At 61.4% G+C, this 17,567-nt stretch carries 18 protein-coding genes; 4 read left to right on the plus strand and 14 right to left on the minus strand.

What is annotated here, in order from left to right; all coding sequences use genetic code 11:
- Nucleotides 1–2 precede the first annotated feature (2 nt).
- Together QP970_RS02910 and lepA are read right to left on the minus strand one after the other, a co-directional pair.
- Nucleotides 3–1,904 carry a phospholipase C gene (locus tag QP970_RS02910; RefSeq protein WP_239268668.1) on the minus strand — a complete coding sequence of 634 codons (1,902 nt, stop codon included), beginning with the start codon at nt 1,902–1,904 and terminating at the stop codon, nt 3–5.
- A 250-nt stretch (nt 1,905–2,154) separates the two neighbouring features.
- Nucleotides 2,155–4,005 carry a translation elongation factor 4 gene (gene lepA / locus QP970_RS02915; protein ID WP_239268670.1) on the minus strand — a complete coding sequence of 617 codons (1,851 nt, stop codon included), beginning with the start codon at nt 4,003–4,005 and terminating at the stop codon, nt 2,155–2,157.
- 18 nt (nt 4,006–4,023) lie between these two features.
- Here lepA and QP970_RS02920 point away from each other — a divergent pair, with 18 nt between their 5' ends.
- Together QP970_RS02920 and rpsT are read left to right on the plus strand one after the other, a co-directional pair.
- Nucleotides 4,024–4,560, plus strand: a complete 537-nt coding sequence (locus tag QP970_RS02920; RefSeq protein WP_239268672.1) for a type II toxin-antitoxin system PemK/MazF family toxin — start codon at nt 4,024–4,026, stop codon at nt 4,558–4,560.
- Nucleotides 4,561–4,781: 221 nt separating this feature from the next.
- On the plus strand, nt 4,782–5,045 hold the full coding sequence (rpsT, locus tag QP970_RS02925) for a 30S ribosomal protein S20 (RefSeq protein ID WP_023023493.1): 264 nt from the start codon (nt 4,782–4,784) through the stop codon (nt 5,043–5,045).
- A gap of 85 nt (nt 5,046–5,130) precedes the next feature.
- Here the strand turns inward: rpsT and QP970_RS02930 are convergent, their stop codons facing one another.
- Nucleotides 5,131–5,709: a TetR/AcrR family transcriptional regulator gene (locus QP970_RS02930; protein ID WP_239268674.1), complete on the minus strand. Its 579-nt coding sequence runs from the start codon at nt 5,707–5,709 to the stop codon at nt 5,131–5,133.
- 343 nt (nt 5,710–6,052) lie between these two features.
- Here QP970_RS02930 and QP970_RS02935 point away from each other — a divergent pair, with 343 nt between their 5' ends.
- Nucleotides 6,053–6,895, plus strand: a complete 843-nt coding sequence (locus tag QP970_RS02935; RefSeq protein ID WP_239268676.1) for a DNA adenine methylase — start codon at nt 6,053–6,055, stop codon at nt 6,893–6,895.
- A complete protein-coding gene (locus QP970_RS02940) occupies nt 6,888–8,249 on the plus strand; it encodes a type II restriction enzyme (protein ID WP_239268678.1) in 1,362 nt (453 codons plus the stop codon). The genes QP970_RS02935 and QP970_RS02940 overlap by 8 nt, the downstream gene beginning before the upstream one ends.
- Here QP970_RS02940 and QP970_RS02945 read toward each other — a convergent pair.
- From QP970_RS02945 to QP970_RS02995, 11 genes are all read right to left on the minus strand, one after another.
- Nucleotides 8,246–8,893, minus strand: coding sequence for a LysE family translocator (locus QP970_RS02945; protein ID WP_239268680.1), 648 nt, complete (start codon nt 8,891–8,893; stop codon nt 8,246–8,248). The genes QP970_RS02940 and QP970_RS02945 overlap by 4 nt on opposite strands.
- Nucleotides 8,890–9,279, minus strand: coding sequence for an ankyrin repeat domain-containing protein (locus tag QP970_RS02950; protein WP_034659054.1), 390 nt, complete (start codon nt 9,277–9,279; stop codon nt 8,890–8,892). Before QP970_RS02950 ends, QP970_RS02945 begins: the two co-directional genes overlap by 4 nt.
- 10 nt (nt 9,280–9,289) lie before the next feature.
- The gene (gene holA / locus QP970_RS02955; RefSeq protein ID WP_239268681.1) at nt 9,290–10,258 is read right to left on the minus strand and encodes a DNA polymerase III subunit delta; all 969 of its coding nucleotides are present in this window, start codon (nt 10,256–10,258) and stop codon (nt 9,290–9,292) included.
- Between the two features lie 7 nt (nt 10,259–10,265).
- Nucleotides 10,266–11,678 (minus strand): ComEC/Rec2 family competence protein, encoded by a 1,413-nt coding sequence (locus tag QP970_RS02960; RefSeq protein WP_284771600.1) that lies wholly within the window; start codon nt 11,676–11,678, stop codon nt 10,266–10,268.
- A gap of 20 nt (nt 11,679–11,698) precedes the next feature.
- Nucleotides 11,699–12,376, minus strand: coding sequence for a ComEA family DNA-binding protein (locus tag QP970_RS02965; RefSeq protein ID WP_239268685.1), 678 nt, complete (start codon nt 12,374–12,376; stop codon nt 11,699–11,701).
- Nucleotides 12,377–12,534: 158 nt separating this feature from the next.
- Nucleotides 12,535–13,332: a DegV family protein gene (locus tag QP970_RS02970; protein ID WP_239268687.1), complete on the minus strand. Its 798-nt coding sequence runs from the start codon at nt 13,330–13,332 to the stop codon at nt 12,535–12,537.
- Nucleotides 13,332–14,030, minus strand: coding sequence for a histidine phosphatase family protein (locus tag QP970_RS02975; protein ID WP_005277992.1), 699 nt, complete (start codon nt 14,028–14,030; stop codon nt 13,332–13,334). The genes QP970_RS02970 and QP970_RS02975 overlap by 1 nt, the downstream gene beginning before the upstream one ends.
- 7 nt (nt 14,031–14,037) lie before the next feature.
- A complete protein-coding gene (gene rsfS, locus QP970_RS02980; RefSeq protein ID WP_198010486.1) occupies nt 14,038–14,481 on the minus strand; it encodes a ribosome silencing factor in 444 nt (147 codons plus the stop codon).
- A 117-nt stretch (nt 14,482–14,598) separates the two neighbouring features.
- On the minus strand, nt 14,599–15,216 hold the full coding sequence (nadD, locus tag QP970_RS02985) for a nicotinate-nucleotide adenylyltransferase (protein ID WP_023023517.1): 618 nt from the start codon (nt 15,214–15,216) through the stop codon (nt 14,599–14,601).
- A gap of 18 nt (nt 15,217–15,234) precedes the next feature.
- Nucleotides 15,235–15,621 (minus strand): cutinase family protein, encoded by a 387-nt coding sequence (locus QP970_RS02990; protein WP_350309407.1) that lies wholly within the window; start codon nt 15,619–15,621, stop codon nt 15,235–15,237.
- Between the two features lie 545 nt (nt 15,622–16,166).
- Nucleotides 16,167–17,435, minus strand: coding sequence for a glutamate-5-semialdehyde dehydrogenase (locus tag QP970_RS02995; protein ID WP_239268691.1), 1,269 nt, complete (start codon nt 17,433–17,435; stop codon nt 16,167–16,169).
- Nucleotides 17,436–17,567: the final 132 nt, after the last annotated feature.

Raw genomic sequence — 17,567 nt, forward strand, 5'->3', positions numbered from 1 at the left:
ACTTAGAACGGCAGGTTCTTCAAATCTAGGCCGGGGTGACCGCTCATGAACCAGCCGATGATGCCGGCGGCGATGCCCAGTGCGGCGAGGATGCCGATGATGCCTGCCTTGGAGGACCCGGAAGCGGCGTGGTTGGTGTCCGGCTGCTGGGCCTTATCCAGCGTGGTCACGGCGGGAACGCCCTGCTCGGTGACCTTGGTGTCATTCATGCCATCGACAACCGGCTTCAGATTGGTGCCAGCGCGTGAGGTGTCATCCACGCGCTCTACGGAGTCATAATCTTCTGCGACAGTGCCATCGGTTTCATTGAGGAAGAGCTTCGGAGCCTTATCTGCAGCCGCAAAGTCGAACATGCCGGTGAGCGCACCTGCGCGGTCATCGAAGGAATCGCCGCCCAAGCGGCCGAGGCCCCAGTTGTCCTGGATGAACTGGGTTACCGAGGTCTGCTCGGTATAGGTGGAATCGATGTGGTTGGTCTTGGCGTAGGGGGATACAACCAGCAGCGGCTGGCGGGTGCCGGGTCCGCACTGGCCGTTCTTATCGCCCTTGATGCCTACCTTTGCGGCAGCGGCGGTGCAGATTTCCTTATCCTGGTGCGGGTCGGCGGAGCCATTGAGGATTTCCGGCGCCTTGTGGTCGTACCAGCCATCGGAATCGTCGTAAGCGATGACGACGGCGGTGGAATCCCACTCCGGGGAGTTTTGCAGCTCGTTGATGTAGTGGGTGATAAACGCCTGCTCATCCAGTGGGTTGGAGTAGCCGGCGTGGCCATCCTGGTAGTTGGCGGCCTTGAGGAAGGACACGGAGGGCAGGTTGCCCTGCTCGATGGCGGTATCGAAGTCCGCGAGGTCGTACTGGTGGTTTGCCTGGTCGGTCTTGCCAATCATGTCATCGCTGGACGGGGCCAGGTGGTGCGGGTTGGCGGTAGAGGCGTAGTACTGGAACGGCTCGTGGTGCGGGTTGTAATCCGTCTGGTTCTGACCGGTCAGCGTGGTGTGCGAAGAACCGCAGCGGGCGCGAGAGTCCTTCGTCGCCTCATCGGTGGGGCGGAATCCGCCTTGGAACCAGCCCCAGGTGACGTCCTTATCGTTGAGCTGGTCACCGATGTTCTTGGAGTGCATCGCGGTGACCTGGTTGGTACCGGCGGAGGACTTATTGGAGCAGTCATCGAAAAGCGGGTCCGGGTCGCCCACCACGGTGGCAGTGCTGCCGTCCTCGGATACGCCGGCCAGGGCGTGGTTCTTGCCATCTTCGATTTTCTGCTGGTCACCCGTGGCTGGGTCGTGCATGGTGGCATCCGCGACGGTGCCGGAAATCAGGTTCAGCGCTCCCGGGGTGGAGGGGCCGAAGATGGTGGAAAAGCTGTTGTCATTCAGCGCGAAGTTCTGCGCGTAGTTCCACATGCCGGTCACGGTATTGCCGTCGTAGTATCCCATGGTCATGCCGGGGGTGGCGTACGAGCCTTCGCCATACTTATCGATGTCCGTGGACACCGTCTCCGGGAACTTGTCCATCTTGCCGCCGTTGTAGGCTTCCTGCTCATCGGCGTAATGGTGGTTCTGGTCCGTGGTCACGGCGTGTTCGGGAGCGATGCGGAAGGGCTTGATGGAGTTGGGGTTCTTCTCCCCCAGCAGGTCAGTATTTTCGAGGTTTTCTGCCCGAGGGGTGTCGTCCTTGGCGGTGAATTTGGGGGCGGGCTTCTCGCTGCCCTGGAGTTTCTCGTCGTCGTTATTTGCGGCGTGGGGGTAGGTGCCGAAGTAGTGGTCGAAGGAAATGTTTTCGGAGTAAATGACCACGACGTGATCGATGGGGGTCTTGGTTTCGGCCTGTGCGATACCGGGGGCCAAGAAAGTTGTGGCAGCGGCTGCGGCGCACACTGCCACAGCGCGAGAGCGAAGCTTCATCTTATTTTCCGCCTTAAGTTAAACGAGTGAAACAAAGAGGGAGAAAGTGGCTGTGGCTCGCCGAAGAGTCATCGGTCGCTTTCGAATCGAAATTAAACGCCGCGAAACCATAAACCGCAAACACTCAAAATGGGCATTCCCAGTCTCAGGAATGCCCTATAGGTGCAGCTCAGCCTCGCTTTTAGGCGGCGGCCACCGCGGAGATTGTTAACTGAAAGTTAAGGTACTATTACGCTGCGCTTTCCAGTGCCTAGTCGTCCCCGTCGGTCGACAGTGCCGCCACAAAGGCCTCCTGCGGCACCGACACGGAGCCCAAGGTCTTCATGCGCTTTTTACCCGCCTTCTGCTTTTCCAGCAGCTTGCGCTTACGCGAAATATCGCCGCCGTAGCACTTGGCCAACACGTCCTTGCGCATGGCGCGGATGTTTTCGCGGGCGATGACCTTGGTGCCAATAGCCGCCTGGACGGGGACCTCGAATTGCTGGCGCGGGATGAGCTCTTTGAGCTTCTTGGTCATCTTATTGCCGTACCACTGGGCGGAATCGCGGTGGATGATGGCGGAGAAGGCATCCACCGGGTCGCCGTTGAGGAGGATATCCACCTTAACGAGGTCCGATTGCTGCTCACCGGCCTCCTCATAGTTGAGCGAGGCGTAGCCCTTGGTGCGGGATTTCAACATGTCGAAGAAATCAAAGATGATTTCGCCCAAGGGCATGGTGTAGCGCAGCTCCACGCGGTCTTCGGACAGGTAATCCATCCCGCCCATCTGGCCACGCTTGGATTGGCATAGCTCCATCGTCGGGCCGACGAACTGCTCGGGCACGATGACGGTCATGGAAACAATGGGCTCGTAGACCTCATTGAGCTTGCCTTCCGGCCAATCTGAAGGGTTGTGAACCCAGCTTTCCTCGCCGTCTTCTGCCACCACGCGGTAGGTCACGGACGGGGCGGTAGAAATCAGGTCGAGTCCGAACTCGCGCTCCAGGCGGTCGCGGGTGATTTCCATGTGCAGCAGGCCCAAGAAACCGCAGCGGAAGCCAAAGCCTAGGGCGACGGAGGTCTCGGGTTCGAATGTCAAGGAGGCATCGTTAAGCTGCAGCTTTTCCAGCGCATCGCGCAGGTCGGGGAAATCGGCCTGGGAGATGGGGAAAAGCCCGGAATAGACCATCGGGTCAGGGTCCTTGTAGCCCTTCAGCGGGGTCTCGGCGCCGCCGTGGGACCAGGTAACGGTATCGCCCACCTTGGTCTCGCGCACGTCCTTCACGCCGGTAATCAGGTAGCCCACCTCGCCAGGGCCCAATCCCTCACACTTTTGCATCGTGGGCGAGACGATGCCGATTTCCAGCAGCTCGTGGTTGGCGTTGGTGGACATCATCGTCACCTTCTGGCGCGGGGTGAGCTTGCCGTCCACCATGCGGATATAGGTCACCACGCCGCGGTAGGTGTCATAGACGGAGTCAAAAATCATCGCGCGCGCGGGGGCATCGGGAGTGTGCTCCGAGGAGGGCGGCGGCACCAACTCGCAGACCTTATCGAGCAGCTCGACCACGCCCTCGCCGGTCTTGCCCGATACCTTCAGCACTTCCTCGGGCTCGCAGCCGATGATATTGGCGATTTCCAGCGCGTACTTTTCCGGATCCGCCGCAGGCAGGTCGATCTTATTGAGCACTGGGATGATTTCCAGGTCATTTTCCATCGCCAGGTACAGGTTGGCGAGGGTTTGGGCTTCGATGCCCTGGGCGGCATCGACAAGCAGAATGGCGCCTTCACACGCCTCGAGCGCACGGGAGACTTCGTACGTAAAGTCCACGTGGCCGGGCGTGTCGATCATCTGCATGACGATCTGCTCGCCTGCCGATGCCCCAGATTGCGGCACCCACGGCAGGCGCACGTTCTGCGCCTTAATAGTAATGCCGCGTTCGCGCTCGATATCCATGTTATCGAGGAACTGGTCACGCATATCGCGCTCCGCAACCACCTTAGATAGCTGCAGGATGCGGTCTGCCAGCGTCGACTTTCCGTGGTCGATGTGAGCAATAATGCAGAAATTACGGATCCGGGAGGGATCCGTAAACGTCGTGGCCGCAAAGTTTTCAGACATACGTCTACAATAGTCGACATGAATTCCGGCATGCTCACCCGTCTGCGCGAGGCGCTCGGAATCAGCGAGCGCGAGCCCGTGGACTCCGGCCTCAACCGCATCAACTCCCAGTTAGGGCTGGATAGGTCCACCCACAACCACGAGCCGCGCAAGGCCGCCTCCATCCAGGTCGAGGCCACCGCGGCGCACCCCCGCTCCATCTTCTTCTCCCCCGATATGGATGGCCAGGCCGATTCCGGCGAGGTGGTATGGGTGTGGACGCCATCGGAAGGCAAGCAGTCGCCTCCCCGCGAGCGCGCCATCTTGGTGATCGGGCGCACCCGCACCACCGTGACGGGCCTGCTCATTTCCGCCAACCCGGAGCATGCGCTTGACGATGCCTGGCTCGAAATCGGCAGCGGCGAATGGGACGCCTCCGGGCGCAATTGTTGGGTGCGCTTGGACCGTTTATTGGAGGTTTCCGAGGAGCAGGTGCGCCGCCAGGGCATCCTTTTTCCAGAACGCAGGTTCGAACGGATTGCGAACCGCTTGCGCTCGCGCTATCACTGGGCGTAGCTCAGCGGCGTGGCGGCGGCAGACTTGGCTGATGCGCGGTTGCGCTGCTACTATGTGCAAGTTACTTACTTTCCGGGCGCGTTGGTCGGGGCGGGCAGGACCTTGGGTTCGCTCTTCGAATACCAACGCCGAGCGCTTCTCCACGCTTAGTGGGGATCACGGGACACGTCCGGCGGGTTTGTTTCTGAATCAATCATCTTCGATTATCAAGAGGTATTTTCATGGCTAATATCAAGTCCAAGCAGAAGCGCGTTCTGACCAACGAGAAGTCTCGTCAGCGCAACAAGAGCGTACGTTCCGCGGTTCGCACCGAGATCCGCAAGTTCCACGCAGCCGTAGAGACTGGTGACAAGGCTGCAGCTGAAAAGCAGCTGCGCGTCGCTTCCCGTGCGCTGGATAAGTCCGTTTCCAAGGGCGTCTTCCACCGCAACGCTGCTGCCAACAAGAAGTCCGGTTTGGCCACCGCCTTCAACAAGATGGACTAGTAACTAGCCTTCTTGTCTCCCCCGAGCAAAGCGCTGCCTGTGTGCAGCGGCTTGTTCGGGGGATTTTTATTGCGCCGAGGTGGACCTAGGCTAGGTCATCATCGAAGTAGGCCTCGAAGATCTTGCCTGCATCCGCATAGGCCACCGACAAAGATGTACGGCCATGGGTTTCGACGAAAGTCTGGATGGCGGTTTGAAACTGCGTGTGGATGATATTGACCGTCGGAATGAGCCTCAGATCCGAGGCCTTCCACCCTTCGCGCGCTTGCAATGCCCGGCGGATGTGCATCATGACGCGTTCGTTTCGGCGCCAATACATGGACAATAACTTCCCGTCTTGGGAAAGCGCCTGGGCGGTTAATTGGGAAATCTCCGGGAAATGATCGTTACCCACGGCGTGATCAAATTCCGCATTCGCCATGATGGCAGAATCCTCCCGCAGGCTACCCGTGGGCAGGCCTGCGGCGAAGTTCTGCAATTGCTGGTCGAACTTTTCCGAAACCTCTGGGCCCAGAACCGCCGATTCCTTATCCTTGACGTAGTTAAAAAGGGTGCGCCGCGATATCCCTACGTCTTGTGCAAGCTCTTCCATGGTGAACCCGTCATATCCGTGGTCAATGACGAGCCGCAGTGCTGCGACGCGGATTTCTGAAATGCGCGGCATACTCTCTCCCCTCTTCCTCACGATATTCAACCCGTGGAAACCCAACTATTCAACCCCATAAATATGGTATTTTTCTTCACCTTATAGTCTTTCTGCCCACCACGAAAAACCGACCCTTGGTAGGCTTGCCTAACCGTCTTAAATCACCGAAGTTACAGCATGTCAATACGACGTTCCCAGCCCACGACGGCAAAGCAGGCGCCTACTCAAACGCTAAGACAGCTACTGAAGCAGGCGCTTGATCGCCGGGACATTTTACGCTGTAGCAACCAGTTTATGGGCTTATACGTTCGAAAGGGTGATGGTGTTCGTGTCTGCGGGGGGCGGCTAAGATAAGTCACCAATGAACAACGTCAAGCCTCTGGTGAAATGGGCCGGCGGAAAACGCCAGCTCTTGCCGCATATTCACGCCGCCCTGCCCGCTGGGACGCCGCGGCGTTATTATGAACCCTTCATCGGCGGCGGAGCGGTTTTATTTTCGCTCACCCCGGCCTCAGCGCGGGTCAATGACCTCAACTCGGAGCTGATTAATTTATATGAGGTAGTGCGCGAAGGTGTCGACGAGCTCATCGGCTTGGTATCGACGTATCCGAACGACGCGGACTTTTTCTACCAGCTGCGCGCGGTGGACCGGGATGCGGAACGATTCGCGGCGCTTTCTGCCACCGAGCGCGCCGCGCGGACGCTGTATCTGAATAAGACCTGCTATAACGGCCTGTACCGGGTAAATTCCGCGGGGCAATTCAATGCGCCTTTTGGACGCTATAAAAACCCCACTATCTGTGATGCGGATACGCTGCGCGGGGTCCACCGGTATTTTCGGGACAATGACGTTACCTTCACGCAGGGCGATTTCGCTGCGGCGGTGGCAGGTGCTGGTGAGGGAGACTTTGTCTATTTCGATCCGCCCTATGACCCGGTCAACGTCACCAGTTCCTTTACCGGTTATCAAAAGGGCGGTTTTGACCGCGCGGAACAAGAGCGATTGAAGGCGGTGTGCGATGACCTCGATGCCCGCGGGGTGAAGTTCCTCCTCTCTAATTCCGCCACGGAGTTCATCCGCGACCTCTACGCGGATTTTTCCATCGACACCGTTGCGGCCACCCGCGCCATCAACTCCGTGGGATCGCGCCGCGGCAAGGTAGATGAAGTGCTCGTGCGTAACTACGAGGTGGGCCATGAGTAAAGTACCGAGCGCCCAAGAACAGCGGGAGCTTCGCACGCTGTTCGGTGTCCCAGAGGGCGAAAAGCTTGGCCTCGATGATTGGGGCTGGCTGCGCATCGTGGCCTCGGGGTGTGGCGAGCAGCTAGAAGAAAAAGGATACTTCTACCTCACGGCCAAAGAGCTAAAGGAGCTCTCCGGCCGGGAGCCGCGGCTGATGGCCAAACACGACTTTTCCACCTCTCGGCCGTGGATTTTCAAGGAATTGGGGCTTGGGATTCTCCCGGTTAGCCGCAGCGAATACTTTGTCGGGCCATTGGACCTGTATGAACAGTTCCCGGAGCCCACCCACGCCGGGGCGGGTTCCGTGCGCACGCTGGACATGCCCGCGGGCCTTGACACCCTCGATATCGAAAGCGTGAACTCGGAATCGATGGCGTTGAATGTGGCATCGGCAAGCGGCATGCTTGAGCACTTCTTGGGATGCGAACCATTGCAGGCCACCGTCGCTGGGCGCATGTCGTCGCTGGAGATGACCATTCCGGTGCCGGATCTTGGGCTGAAAGTCAAGGTCGACCGCGCGCAGATGGAAATCGACGGCGGCTTCGAATCCCTCGAGCATTTGGTGCTGGTGGAGGCGAAAAATCACATCTCCGAAGACTTCAATATCCGGCAATTGTATTTTCCGTACCGGCGTTTCCAGCAATGGCTATCCAAGGCCGTGGTGCCGGTCTTTTTGGTCTACTCGAATGGGATTTTCCACCTGTATCGGTACGACTTCAGCGATCCCGCGGATTTTCGCAGCATCGCGCTGGTAGACCACGCTCGCTACGCCCTGAGCGCTTCGCACCTCAACGTGGAGGATGCGCTGGGCATCATTGGCTCCGTCGAGGCCGAGCCGGAGCCGGCGGGGATTCCCTTCCCACAGGCCAATAGCTTCGAGCGCGTGGTCAACCTGGTGGAGCTCATCGCGCAGCAGCCGATGAGCAAGGAGGACATCGCCGAGCAGTACGATTTCCATCTGCGCCAGGCGGACTATTACGCCAATGCGGCCTGCTACCTCGGGCTGCTGGCGCTTGCCGATGGTCACTATCAGCTCACCCCTCGCGGCGAAAAGGCCATCGCACAGCCGCGGCGCGATGGGCGCAACGCTGCCCTGCTGCGCGCGTTGGCGGCGCGGCAGGTATTCCGGCAGGCGCTAGAGGTGAGCCTGCGGCGTGGGAAGGTGGCCGAGGCGCACGAGATAGCGGCGGCGATAGAAGGACTCGGCTTGGGCGCTGGCACGGCGAGGCGGCGGGCCTCGACGGTGGCGCGGTGGATCCAGTGGGCGCTGGATGTGGTGGCAGAGGGCGAACCTGAAACCCTGCCCGGGCTTTAAGCCACGAGCTGCTGTACACCAGCGACCACGAGCGCGAGGCCGGCGATGATGAAGAACAGGCCCGATCCGATATCGATCCACGGGCCCGCGGCGATGAGCTTGCGGCGCACCGCATTCGTGGAAATCACCGTGGCCACCACGAGGAAGAAGGCGAAGGCCGATAGCGCCAGCGCCAGGGTTAAGGCGATGGCCAGCCACAACGGCGGGGATGCCGGCAGCTGCGGGGCGATCATGGCGGCGAGGAACAATACGATCTTCGGGTTGGACAGGTTCGTTGCCAGCCCCATCTTGAAGGAATGGCGCAGCCGGCCCAGCTTGGCCTCGGCGTCCTCCAGATCAACGGGCGGGTTGGTGCGCTGTTCGAGGCCGCTGCGCAGCGCCCGCCATCCCATGAAAACGAGGAAACTGCCGCCGATTGCCTGGACCGCGCCTAAGATTCCGGGGAAAGCGGTCAGGAGGGCGGCCGCACCAAAGACCGTGGCGCCGCACCAGAACAACACGCCGATTTGAATGCCCGCGGCCGCGGCGATGGCATGGCGGCGCGACTTGGTGGCGTAGCGGGTGACCAGGATGATATCCGGGCCTGGCGAGGCCACACCCACCAGGTTCATCAGGAGGATGGTGAAAAATGAAGTCCAGCTCACTGCGCGGACTCGCCTTCCAGGCGGCCGAGCAGATCCTCGCGGCCAAACATGCGGGCCGAATCGATGGCGGTTGGTTGGCCGGCGGTAGCGGAGGCGCCGGCGTTTAGGAGGGCATCGACAACCGCGTCTTCTTTTTTGAAGATCGCACCTGCCAGGGGTGACTGGCCGCGATCATTGAGCAAGTTCACGTCGGCGCCGGCCTTCGCTAGCGCGGTGACGAGTTCCGCGTGGCCGTGGTAGGCGGCAAGCATGAGAAAAGACTGGCCTTCTTGGTTGACCAGATTGATATTGACGCCCTGGTCAATATAGTTCAGGAGATCCGGGTTTCCTTCCCGCGCCATGTCAAAGAGCCGGCCGGCGAATTCTTGCACTTGTTCCTCAGACATGGACTCTAGCTTAACGTGCCAATTCCGCGATTCGTTTTACGGCCGCCTCAACGGCGAATTCGGGCTCGCCACCTTGGCCTTTAACGGCGGCATCCAGTTCAGAGACGAGGATGACGGCGGCGGTGATGTCATCGGCAGTCCAGCGCCTGGCTACCGGTTGGGTCATTTTTACAACGTACGGGGCAAGCCCGGTTTGGCTGGCAAGTGTGTACTGGTCCCCGCGGGCGGAATACAGGCGCGCGATGGCACCCACCTTATTGGCCAAGGCCGCGGCGATGGCCACGGGGCTGGCGCCGAGTTGGAGGGCGCGCCGGCAGGTAGAGACGGCGGCCTCAACGCGGCCGGCGACGGCGGCATCGGCAATGTCCCAATTGGCTACCTCGGCCACGCCGACGTAATAATTACGCACCGCTTCCTGCGTCACGTTTCCACCAGTATCGGCCACGAGCTGGGAGATGGCGGAGGCAAGCTCGCGGAGGTCGGAGCCGACGCCGTCGAGTACCGCGTGCACGACATCCGGGGTGGGGCGAACGCCGTGGGAGGCGAACTCGCGGGTGGCCCACTGGCCCAGCTCATTGGGGTAGAGCGAAAAGACTTCGTGCACCTCCGCAATCTTGCGCAGCTTCGCCACCAGCTCGGGCGCCTTCTTCTTTTTCTTCAGTGTCTTCGCGGCCACGGAATAAACCACCACCATGGTCATGCCCGGCGCGGGATTAACGCAGGCGCGCAGGATGATATCGACTACCTCTTTCCCGGCGCGTTCGCAGTCCGTGATGACGATGACGCGGTTATCGCCAAACAGCGACGGGCTGGTGGCCTCCAGGATTTCGCCCTCGGAAACCTCGGAGGCCTTGAGCGTCATCAATTCGGGGCGAGTGGCCTCGCCTTCGGCCGCTGCCTTGTGGATGGTGTGGCGGGCGCGTTCGGTGAGGAATTCATCGTCGCCGAGAATGAGGTGTACGGGAGGCATGCCCATCATTTTAGCGCTAGGCGGCAAACGCACCCAGACAAACGATGCCCGCGATAACCCCTGCCAAGGTCAGCCATGGCCGGTGATACAGCAGCCCGGCGATGACCCATCCGTACGCAAGGAGCGTAAACAGCGGGTGGGCGGTGATGGTGACCACGGGCAGGCTAGCCACGCCGTGGGCGATGGTATTGATCCACCACGCTGCGGGTTCGATGAGTTTCAATAATCCCGCGGCGACGATGCTTAAGGGGCCTAGCTGCGCGGCGATGGCCGCGAGCAACCCCACCACAGTAATGGGGGCGGTGGCGGGTGCTACCAAGACATTGGCGAGGACCGAGACGACGGATACCTCGCCGGACATGAGGGCGATAAGCGGCAGGGTGAGGATATCGGCGGCAATCGCCACGGCGACAGCGCGCAGGAAGATGGCGGGCCAGCCGGTGACCGCGAGCTGCGAATAGATAAGCGGGCTCAGCATGACGATGCCGAAGGTCGCTGCACACGATAATGCAAAACCAAAGTGCACCGCGAGGTCCGAATCCACGAAAAGCAGGGTGAGGATGCCGAGGCTGAGCGCGTGGATGGGTTCCATAGTGGACGAGTGCAGCACCGCGAGCAGGCCTACTACCCCGGCGACGGCCGCGCGCTGCACCGACGGTTCAAGGCCCACCAAGACGACATAGATGGCTAGCGCGGCCAAGGACACCGCCACTCTGGTGCGTGGACCGGCGGCGCACGCGGCGCAGACGATGGCGGCAAAGGAACAGACGATGGCCACATTGGCACCGGATACAGCGCTGAGGTGCGATAGCCCGGTATCGATGTAGAGTTCGCGGTCCGCGGGGCTTTGCAGGGAGGTATCGCCAAGCACCATGCCTGGGATAAGCCCCTGGCTGCTCGGGCCTACTGTCTCTAGTACGACCGCGCGGAAGTTATCGGCCACCCGTGCGGCCCAGCCGGCCAGGCCCGAAGGTGGCGCAGAGATGCTCAGGTGGGAGGCGTTTGCTATCACGGTCCCGACTCCGGGTTGGTCGGACTCGGAAAGCTGTACCGCTACCGTGACCTGCGTTCCGGCGGGTGCGCTCAGTGGTTCGGGGCTAAAGACCGGAAGCTGCGCGGGATAGCCCGGGACATCGAGCCGGATGAGCCAGCCGCCGGTGCTCGTTTGGGTCGGCGCGGTGACCACCCGGCCGGTGATCTCGCGGCCGAACTCGAAGGCGGCCGCTCGCGCCTGCCGCACGGCGGCTACGAAGGCGGCGGCGCTGGCGAGTACGCCGCAAAAAATGGCTTGGCCCCAGTGCCGGGCGAGCAGGCATATCCCTACGACACTGCCGATGCACGCCACGGCCCACCCCTGCCCGAAAACCAGCACCGCGATGACCGCCACCCACGCGGTCAGGGCGCCGGGAAGCAGACGGAGTTCTTTCATCTCGGCGTGGCCTCTTACGTCTACAGCTGCACGTTATCTTTGAGCTTGGCAAACTTGGCAGGGCCAATCCCACTGACCTCGAGGAGTTCCTCGACGTCCTTAAAACCCCCGCGCTCTTCGCGGAAGGAGACGATGGCTTCCGCGGTGACCTCCCCTACCCCGTTGAGATCCATGAGTTCGGCGGCGGTCGCGGAATTGAGGCTGACTTTATCGCCGCCGGCGGGTGCGGCGGTGGGGGCATCGGCAAGCGCGGGGTCGGGCGGAGCACCTTGGGGCAGGATGCGGAGCTGCTGGCCATCGGCAAGCCGCTGCGCTTGGTTGAGCGTCATGGTCTCCGCCTCCGGCAAGGGCGTGGCGGCCGCGAGGGCATCGGCGACGCGGGCACCAGGCTCGAGGGTCTTCAGGCCGGGCGCTGCAACTTCGCCGACGACGGATACGACGATTTCGCTCGCCTCCGCGCTAGGCTCGGCGGTGGTACTGCCCATCGCCGCGGGTTCGGGCATGCCGGACTCATCCGAATTGCGGGTACTAAGGCCCAGCCAGATAATGACGCCCACCACCACAATGATGGCTACCGCGCAGGCCTGCCAGCGGCTGATGCGCACGCGCGGGCGCGGGTAATCGACGTGGAGGAGTTCTTCCTCGCCGGTGGGTTGGGTAAATTCGCGGAGTCGTTCGCTGATTTTGGGTGCCGCCATAGCCCACAGGCTAGGAAGCCGCCGCGTGCGGTGCGAGAACGTGGGCGGAGGCGCTGTGGATAAGTCGTTGTAGGAAGCAACCAAACGGGTCCTGGCGGGGTGGTTATCCACAATCGGGGGCGCACAGGCCGTCGGGCTTCGCCCGTGCGTGCGAGGGCCTAGGAGCTAAATACCGCAGATACCCCAATGGCGGAGGGTCCAGCGTGCACGGCGAGCACCTCGGTTAGGGGCGTGGTGATAAAGGACGTGCCTTCTGGTAGGGCATCGCGCAAGAGGCCCTGCAGCTTGTCCGCCGCTTCGCCGGCCTGGTTATGCTGAATGGCGATGAAGGCGGGCTCCCCGGCGGCGCGGGCGGCGATGATCTCTACCACCTTGGTAAAGGCCTTGGTCTGCGTGCGGGTTTTTCCCACCAACTCCAGCTTGCCATCTACGATGGACATAATCGGCTTGGTGGCTAAAAGCGCGGTGGACAACATGGCGGTGGCCGCGGACATGCGGCCCGAGCGGCGCATATCCTCCGTGGAATGCAGGTACACCCAGGTAGCCGCGCGTTCGATGCTGTCTAGCGCCGCCGCGTGGCATTCTTCCAGCGCCGCGCCCTGTGCCGCCTTGGTAGCAGCCGCCATCGCCGCCGCGCCCATGACCATGCCGGCCGAGCCGGAATCGATAACGCGCACCGTATCGGGAAAAACCCCAGCTGCGGCCACCGCCGCCGACCACGTGGACGAAAGCTCCTTGGACAGGTGGATGGCGATCACGCCATCATCCTGCGCCTTTTCCATTTCCCGGCCGTAGGCGGCGGCCAATTCGAGGGAAGACAGGCCCGAGGTGGTGCGCAGCTTTCCGCCCTTATCCTCGCTATCCATCACGTGTAGGTCAATGACGGTGATATCGAGTTCTTCAGCGATCTCTGGGGGCAGGCTGGCCGCGGAGTCAGTAATGACGCGAACGGTCACTAGGTATCTGCCCCTCCATCACCGGTGACCTCGCCACCCATATTCCAGCCGTCGAAGTACCATTGTGCGCTCGCCACCGTCTCCGGCGTAAATTCCAGGGAGGTCACGGGGGTTTCTGGATTGAAATCCGGGCGGGCGGTCAGCTGCGACCAGTGGGTATTTTTCAGACCGGATAAAATTCCGTACTGGCCGTGATCCAAGCCCAACAGGTGGCACGTGAGCGCGGAGATTGCGCCACCGTGGGCGACGATGAGTACGGCGCCGTCATCCCAACCGGAAAATTCCTGCATGAGCTCGTCAATGACCGGGCGGGCGCGCCGTGCCACGTCCACGCGGGACTCGCCCTCTGGCGGGGCCCAGGTGGGATCGTGGCGCCAGATGGCGCGGGCGCCGGGGAATTCCGCATCCACTTCGGCAGAGCTCTTTCCCTGCCACTGCCCTAGATTGGTCTCGCGCAGGCGAGGGTCCGTAGAAAAGTCCAAGCCGAGTGATTCTGCCACTACCCGCGCGGTTTCCCGAGCGCGCTGCAAATCGGAGGCGACGATTTTTACCACGCCCTGATCCCGGAGCAGGCGCGCAGCGGCGCGGGCCTGTTCGTAGCCGACATCGGAAAGCTCAGTATCCAAGTGGCCCTGCATGCGGCCGGAGGCATTGTAGGTGGTTTGTCCGTGGCGGATCAGAATCAGGCGGCGGCTCATGGTGGGGTTAAAGCTCCTCGTCCTCGCCAGGGGCCTTTTGCGCCAATGGCAGCTCATCAATGGAATCCACGGTGCGCGGATTGATGCCGTTGGTCCAATCGCCGGGGCGCTCGGGTGGCTCAATGCCCTCAATGTCCACCAAAGGGCAATCGTGGTAGAGGCGGTCGAGCCCATAGTGCTCCCGCTGGTCCGTGCGCTGCACGTGGATGACGATATTGCCATAATCCAACAGCACCCAGCGGTTTTCGCGGTTGCCCTCGCGGCGCTGCGGCTCGAAGCCCTGAGCCGTCATCTGGTCCTCCACCTCATCCACGATGGAGCCGACCTGGCGCTCATTATCGGCAGAAGCCAGCACAAAAACCTCGGTGATGGCGAGGACATCGGAGACATCGATTGCAGCGATATTGCTTGCCAGCTTGTCCTGTGCGGCATGCGCCGCGGTTGCCGCCATGCGGCGGGCGAGATCAGAAATAGACAATGTATAAAAATTCCCTTTTCGCGTCTGGTGAGGAAGTGTCTTTTAGCTGTCTATTCTTGCACGTTCGGCGCGATTGTGCCCAAACTTGAACTATAAAGGTTTATCCGGCTGCGCCGAGTAGAGGTTATTTTTGGTGATGTATTGCACCACCCCATCCGGAACCAGGTACCACACCGGGCGGTTTTGGGCGGCCCGCTCGCGGCAATCCGTGGAAGAAATGGCCATGGCCGGGATATCGATAAGGTTGATATCCTCCCGCGAACCGGCGGGCAGCATGTCCGTACTCAGCTCGTAGCCCGGGCGCGTGACGCCCACGAAGTGCGCCATTTCCAGCATCTCTTCCCAGTTATGCCAGCTCATAATGGATTGCAGGGAATCCGCACCGGTGATGAAGTAAAACTCGGCGTCCGGAAAAAGCTCGCGCAGATCCCGCAGGGTATCGATGGTATAGGTAGGGCCCTTGCGGTCGATGTCCACGCGGGAGACGGTAAAGCGCGGGTTGGAGGCAGTTGCCACCATCGTCATCAAATACCGGTGCTCCGCGGCGGTGACCTCGCGGGAGGCCTTCTGCCACGGTTTGCCGGTGGGCACAAAGACTACGGTATCGAGGGCAAAGCGGTGCGCCGCCTCGCTGGCGGCGACCAAGTGGCCATTGTGGATTGGATCAAAGGTGCCGCCCATGATCCCAATGCGCTGGGAATTAGTCATGGCTGGAGAGTATAGCCGCTACCCTGCTGGGGAGTTAAGCCAGCCAGCCACGGTATCGGCCACGCGGGCATTGTCCTGTTCCACTGCCGCATCGCCTTCGCTATCGCGGAAATATGAGGCGTGGTGGGCGGCCTTGGTGGCCAGGGTGTCTTTGGCATTGCGCAGGTTGAGGTCGCAGACGAAGTCGCCGGCAAGGCAGTAATCGATCCGGCGATCGGCCTGCAGTGCGGCGCTGTGAGGAATGAGATATCGCGGAATCGGCCCGGCCATGCCGCCGGGACGCCGCAAGGGATTGCCCAGGTAGATCGCCCCGGCGAGCTTGTCCTGGGACGCGAGGTAGCGCTCCGCGCTGGTGGCGATAATGGCTCCTTGCGAATACCCAGCGGTATATAGCGCGGGCTGCAGCCGGTTTCCTCTTCGTACTTCTCCACCACGCGCGGCGCGTTGTTCATACCGCTGCGCAGGCTCTGCACAAAGCCAACGGTGACCTGATAGACCAGCTCATGCAAGGGATGTTCCAGCAGCACCCCGCCCAAGCGGCGCATCAGCTGCAGCGGGCCCAGGTTTTCGCCCTCTTGGGCCAACGGTGGAAGGTTCATAGAGGCCGGATATGCATCCGCATCCAACGCCAGCACGTAGGCATTATCCATGGTTCCGGGGTGGCGTTGTTCTACCAGGTGGAAGAGCGCTGCGAGGTTGGGACCTTCATAGCCATTGGATTCCGCGCCCTGGTCCGAATAGCGCTGCGGGCCGAAGTACTCCCCGTGTTCCTCATTTTGGTCCGAGCCGCGCGCGGCAAGGAATACATAGTCGGGGCAGGTCTCGGCCGGCGGATGAGTCTCCCCCGCTGCCGCGACAGGTGTGAGCACAGACATGCCAAGCGCCGCCGTGGCGGAGATAGCTACAAAGCCAGCGGCGGCGCGAGAGAGAGAGGAAAAAGGCGCACGTTCTTATGGGCGTACGTGACCGGTGCCTTGGAGGACCCACTTGGAGGAGGTCAGCTCCGGCAGGGCCATTGGGCCACGAGCGTGCAGCTTCTGGGTGGAAATACCGATTTCTGCACCCATGCCGTAGACCTCGCCATCGGTGAAGGCAGTGGAGGCATTCAGCATGACGGCTGCGGCATCAACCTCGTTGCCGAACTTGACCAAGACGTCCGCATCCTGGGCGGCGATGCCCTCGGTATGGCCGGTGGTAAATTCCGCGATGTGGGCGATGGCAGCGTCAACGCCGTCGACCACCTTCGCACAGATATCCATGGACAGCGACTCTTCGCGCCAGTCCTCCTCGGTAGCCTGAACAACGTCCGTGGCGCCGAAGCCCTCGAGCTCGTCTACATCACCGTGGACGGTGACGTCTGCGTCCTGGAGGGCGCGGACGATACGCAGCTTGGTGGCATCATCAAGCGCGGCATCAATAAGCACGCACTCGGTGGAGTTGCAGACAGAGGTGCGGCGGGTCTTGCCGTTGATGACCATGTCGATGGCCTTGTCCATATCGGCCGAAGCATCGATGTAGAAGTGGCAGTTGCCGGTACCGGTCTCGATGGCCGGAACGGTAGCGCCGGTAACTACAGCCTCGATGAGCTTGGCACCGCCACGGGGAATGACTAGGTCCACCAAGCCGCGGGCGGTAATCAAGTCCTGGACGGAATCGTGGGTCTCACAGGGCAGGAGCTGGACTACCTCGCGCGGCAGATCAAACTCTGCAAGGGTGTCCTGCAGGAGCTCCACCAGCTTGGTATTGGAGTTGCGCGCGGACTTGGAACCGCGCAGCAGCGGCACGTTGCCGGATTTCAAAGCGAGGCCGAAGGCATCCACGGTGACATTCGGGCGGGCCTCGTAGACCATGCCCATCACACCGAGCGGGACGCGCACCTGCTTCATCTGGATGCCGTTATCCATGGTGCGGCCCTGCAGGATCTCGCCTACCGGGTCTTGCAGGCCAGCGACTTGGCGCAGGCCATCGGCAATGCCCTCGACGCGGGCAGCGTCCAAGGTCAGGCGGTCAATCAGGGAATCGGACATGCCGCGTTCGCGGCCTGCCTCAATGTCCTGCTGGTTGGCAGCAAGGATGTCATCGGTGTGGGCAATGAGATTTTCGGCTGCGCGCTGCAAGATTTCATTCTTGCGCGGCGTGGACAGCTGCGCCACGACGGGCGCAACGTCCTTTGCAGCACGGGCTTTGGACAGAACTTCTTCGCGTTCAGTGTTGCTCATGTCATACCAGAGTAACGTACCCGCCCGAGTTTTTCAGCCGCCCGCCGTGAACCTCACGCTTTGCCTGAATTGGACAGGCCACGCAGAGAAAACCACTTCCCTACCCTAGCCCGAAAGTGCAGTGAACCTCAC

The sequence above is a fragment of the Corynebacterium sp. MSK073 genome, assembly GCF_030232085.1.
Taxonomy (GTDB): Bacteria; Actinomycetota; Actinomycetes; order Mycobacteriales; family Mycobacteriaceae; genus Corynebacterium.

Excerpts from the sequence above, each read along its gene's own strand:
- QP970_RS02910 (WP_239268668.1), bottom strand. The coding sequence starts at position 1,904 with ATGAAGCTTCGCTCTCGCGCTGTGGCAGTGTGCGCCGCAGCCGCTGCC.
- lepA (WP_239268670.1), bottom strand. The coding sequence starts at position 4,005 with ATGTCTGAAAACTTTGCGGCCACGACGTTTACGGATCCCTCCCGGATC.
- QP970_RS02920 (WP_239268672.1), top strand. The coding sequence starts at position 4,024 with ATGAATTCCGGCATGCTCACCCGTCTGCGCGAGGCGCTCGGAATCAGC.
- rpsT (WP_023023493.1), top strand. The coding sequence starts at position 4,782 with ATGGCTAATATCAAGTCCAAGCAGAAGCGCGTTCTGACCAACGAGAAG.
- QP970_RS02930 (WP_239268674.1), bottom strand. The coding sequence starts at position 5,709 with ATGCCGCGCATTTCAGAAATCCGCGTCGCAGCACTGCGGCTCGTCATT.
- QP970_RS02935 (WP_239268676.1), top strand. The coding sequence starts at position 6,053 with ATGAACAACGTCAAGCCTCTGGTGAAATGGGCCGGCGGAAAACGCCAG.
- QP970_RS02940 (WP_239268678.1), top strand. The coding sequence starts at position 6,888 with ATGAGTAAAGTACCGAGCGCCCAAGAACAGCGGGAGCTTCGCACGCTG.
- QP970_RS02950 (WP_034659054.1), bottom strand. The coding sequence starts at position 9,279 with ATGTCTGAGGAACAAGTGCAAGAATTCGCCGGCCGGCTCTTTGACATG.
- holA (WP_239268681.1), bottom strand. The coding sequence starts at position 10,258 with ATGATGGGCATGCCTCCCGTACACCTCATTCTCGGCGACGATGAATTC.
- QP970_RS02960 (WP_284771600.1), bottom strand. The coding sequence starts at position 11,678 with ATGAAAGAACTCCGTCTGCTTCCCGGCGCCCTGACCGCGTGGGTGGCG.
- QP970_RS02965 (WP_239268685.1), bottom strand. The coding sequence starts at position 12,376 with ATGGCGGCACCCAAAATCAGCGAACGACTCCGCGAATTTACCCAACCC.
- QP970_RS02975 (WP_005277992.1), bottom strand. The coding sequence starts at position 14,030 with ATGAGCCGCCGCCTGATTCTGATCCGCCACGGACAAACCACCTACAAT.
- rsfS (WP_198010486.1), bottom strand. The coding sequence starts at position 14,481 with ATGGCGGCAACCGCGGCGCATGCCGCACAGGACAAGCTGGCAAGCAAT.
- nadD (WP_023023517.1), bottom strand. The coding sequence starts at position 15,216 with ATGACTAATTCCCAGCGCATTGGGATCATGGGCGGCACCTTTGATCCA.
- QP970_RS02995 (WP_239268691.1), bottom strand. The coding sequence starts at position 17,435 with ATGAGCAACACTGAACGCGAAGAAGTTCTGTCCAAAGCCCGTGCTGCA.